Annotated in this window: 3 protein-coding genes; all 3 read left to right on the top strand. The window is 39.9% G+C overall.

Features of this window, described 5'->3' with window-relative positions; all coding sequences use genetic code 11:
- On the top strand, positions 1-536 hold a 536-nt coding region (locus AC1DRF_RS19700), incomplete at its 5' end, for an enoyl-CoA hydratase/isomerase family protein (RefSeq protein WP_477741470.1).
- 138 nt (positions 537-674) lie between these two features.
- The gene (locus AC1DRF_RS19705; protein WP_016765178.1) at positions 675-800 is read left to right on the top strand and encodes a hypothetical protein; all 126 of its coding nucleotides are present in this window, start codon (positions 675-677) and stop codon (positions 798-800) included.
- A gap of 244 nt (positions 801-1,044) precedes the next feature.
- Positions 1,045-3,363: an RNA polymerase recycling motor HelD gene (gene helD / locus AC1DRF_RS19710; protein WP_477741471.1), complete on the top strand. Its 2,319-nt coding sequence runs from the start codon at positions 1,045-1,047 to the stop codon at positions 3,361-3,363.
- The last annotated feature ends 197 nt before the right edge of the window (positions 3,364-3,560 follow it).

Raw genomic sequence — 3,560 nt, forward strand, 5'->3', positions numbered from 1 at the left:
GGGGAAAGGGCGGAGGAAGGATGAAAAGGTTTATCAAAGTAGAAAAAAGAAATCATGTGGCGGTTGTACGAATGAATCAGTCAATGCTTAATCGTTTGAACAGTGAAGTCATGTATGAGCTGCAAGAAACGATGAATGAGCTGCAGCACGACGCGTCGGTTGGATCTATTGTATTTATGGGAGAGTACTATAAAATGAACGGAGATCATAGAACAACCTCTTTCCTACGTGAAGAAACAGGAAGGCTTTATCAGCCAATTCATGCAGTAGCAGCTCGAGCGATTTTTCAGCGTATTTCATGCAGCTCCAAACAAACGATTGCGCTTCTTACAAACTTTACGTTTGGCGGAGGATATGAGTTAGCTTTAGCATGCGATGTACGAATTGCGGAAGAACCTGTGCAGCTCAAGTTAACAAACGGCATGACCGTTAGTGCGCAAGAAGCGTGCAATATGGGCAAAGTGCAGCACGTTGTGCAAAAAGGAAAAGGATTAGAATATTCACTTACGCTGAACGCATTAGAAAAGGAAGCTTAAAAAACGCTTTCACTTTATTTTTATAAAGTGAAAGCGTTTTTATTTTATTTTGTTGATAAAAGGTATTGAAAATTCTGAAAAAAGGAGTAGAATGATAACAAATCTACTTATTTTAAATAAGCAAAGGAGCTGGTATCAATGCCATTCATTTTTAAAGAAGCGGTAGTCGGATTGTTTACAGCGGCAGCAGCAGGTTTACTGGCGTTTCAAGGGGTAGAAGTGGTGTCAGCCATCATTCATCTGCTAACTTTTTGGAAACAGTAATAGCTAATAAGTAGAGGAACGACCTATGAAGATAAGGGGCTTGAGACTTTCTCAGCCCTTTTTGTTGTGGAGTTCATTATTTTTCAGTATACTAACGGTGGAAATTAAGACATAATATGGTTACATAGCAGGGATTTACGAACTCAGTAGGGAAGTATGTAGACTCTGAAAAAAATAAACAACGATCGCTTTTACCCGGTAACAAGTTTTGTTATCGGGTAACGTGTGTAAGGGGTGTGGATAAGTGAAAGACAAAAATTTAACAGAAGAACAGCAGCGAGTTGATTGGGTAGTAGAAGAAATCAGCCAAAAAGCTGAAAAAATAGGTAAAAGCGTAGGAAACGTAAAAGGCGAAATTGTCGATTTGCGAAGCACGTTTTGGGACGATGTTACGGTTAATATGGATGAGCCAGATGACGTGATTGAGACATTTACGAGCATTAAGCAGCAGGCAGAACTTTTAGCTGAACGTGAAATTACCCATAGACAAGCTTATGATCAATTAAAAACATTAAAAAAATTAACGCAATCCCCTTATTTTGGACGTTTTGATTTTATAGAAAATGGTGAAAAAGAAGCAGAAGCTATTTATGTGGGCGTGGGCTCTTTAATGGATCAAAAAGATGAAGAGTTTTTAATTTATGATTGGCGTGCGCCTATTTCGAGTCTTTATTATGATTATTCACCGGGAAAAGCGCAGTACGAAACGCCAGGTGAAGCGATTAAAGGCGAGATGAAGCTAAAGCGTCAGTTTATTATCGAAAATAGCGTAATTAAAAGCATGTTTGATACAGGGATTACCATTCGCGACGAGCTGCTTCAAGAAGTGCTCGGACACAATGCAAGCAGTCAAATGAAAAGTATTGTAGCGACCATTCAAAAAGAACAAAACCAAATTATTCGAAATGAAAAAAATAAAGTGCTGATCGTTCAAGGGGTAGCAGGGAGCGGTAAAACGTCTGCGGCTCTTCAGCGCGTGGCTTATCTTCTCTATCATCACCGAAAGCAGCTGACTGCAGAAAACATGATGCTGTTTTCACCAAACCCGCTTTTTAACAGCTACGTCTCAACCGTTCTTCCGGAGCTTGGAGAAGACAATATGAAACAAACAACGTTTCAGCAATATGCCGATGGCCGGTTAGGAAACGAGTTTGAAGTGGAGGACTTATTCGTTCAAATCGAATATTTGCTAACGGAAAAAGATGCCGCAGCAAAAAAGCAAAAAATGCAGGAAATTCGCTACAAAGCAAGCCGTGAATTTAAAAAGCAGGTAGATGCGTATATCGAAGAACTGTCTACTAAAGACATCATTTTTAAAAACATTAAGTTCCGCGGCGAAATTGTTTTATCCGCTCGGCGTTTGCTGTCTTATTTCTATTCCCTTGATACGGCAATTTCCATACCCAACAGGATGCAGCTCGTAGGCGAGTGGGCTCTTAAACTCATTAATCAGCTTGAAAAACTTGAGCGCAAAAAAGATTGGGTTCAAGAAGAAATTCAGCTCTTAGAAAAAGAAGATTATGTAGAGGCCTATCAGCATCTGCAGAAAAAGGAAGGCTATACGGAAAGCTCATTTGATGATTTCGACCGGGAACAAGCGTATTTAGCCAAAGCCGTTGTAGCTAAGAAAATGAAATTTATTAAGCAGGCGATCAAGCAGCTTAAATTTATCGACATTCGACGTATCTATATGCAGCTGTTTGAAAGGAGTCACCTTTTTCTACATGTAGAAGGATGGGAAGACACTGCTAAAAACACGGTGCAAAGAGTCATGAACATGAAGCTGTCTTATGAAGACGTAACGCCTTACTTATATATAAAAGATCAAATTGAAGGGCGCAAAGCTAATCCTGTCATTCGCTATTTGTTTATTGATGAAGCACAGGACTATTCACCGTTTCAGCTTGCGTTTTTAAAAGAGCTGTTTCCGCATGCCAGAATGACGCTGCTTGGAGACTTGAATCAAGCGATCTATGCGCACGCCTTGAACGCACCGACCATTCTTTCAAGCGAACTGTACGAAGAGAAAGAAGCAGAAACGCTGACTCTTACGAGAAGCTACCGATCAACGCGTCAAATTGTCGAGTTTTCAAGAGGTATGGTGGCAAATGGCCATTTAATCGAGCCGTTTAATCGAGACGGTGCGAAGCCAACCGTTACGGCTGCAGATAACGTCCAAGACCTTCATGAGGCAATCATACACAAAATTAATGAATTGAAGCAGCAAAACTATAAAACGATTGCCGTTATTGCCAAAACAGCTGAGGAAAGTCTTCAGGCATTCCAAGCACTTCCTGAAGCGATGTCTGCAAGGCTGCTGACAAAAGAAACAAGTTCATTTGAAAAAGGCATGCTTGTTCTGCCAGCTTACTTAGCAAAAGGAATTGAATTTGATGCCGTCATCATTTACAATGCGTCGAGTGAATGTTACCAAGATGAATACGAGCGAAACTTATTTTATACGGCATGCACAAGAGCGATGCATGAGCTGCACCTATTCTCGCTTGGTGAAATCAGCCCGTTTATATCGAATAAAGAAACTTATGAATATCAAGCAAAATAAAAAGAAGACGGCCAGTGTTTTGATTATCTGAGAAAGTAACAGTAGGATTAGTAAAGGAAATCGAGGATGAAATCGCAAAGGTTTTATCCTCGATTTTTTGTTTTTATGGATGGATTCAGCTTATTCTCATTGCTTAAATAAAAATTGTTTGGTTAAATTTCCGCTACTATAAAACGAATCAGAAGGACAGTGAAAGG

The sequence above is a fragment of the Priestia sp. P5_B4 genome (assembly GCF_056400385.1).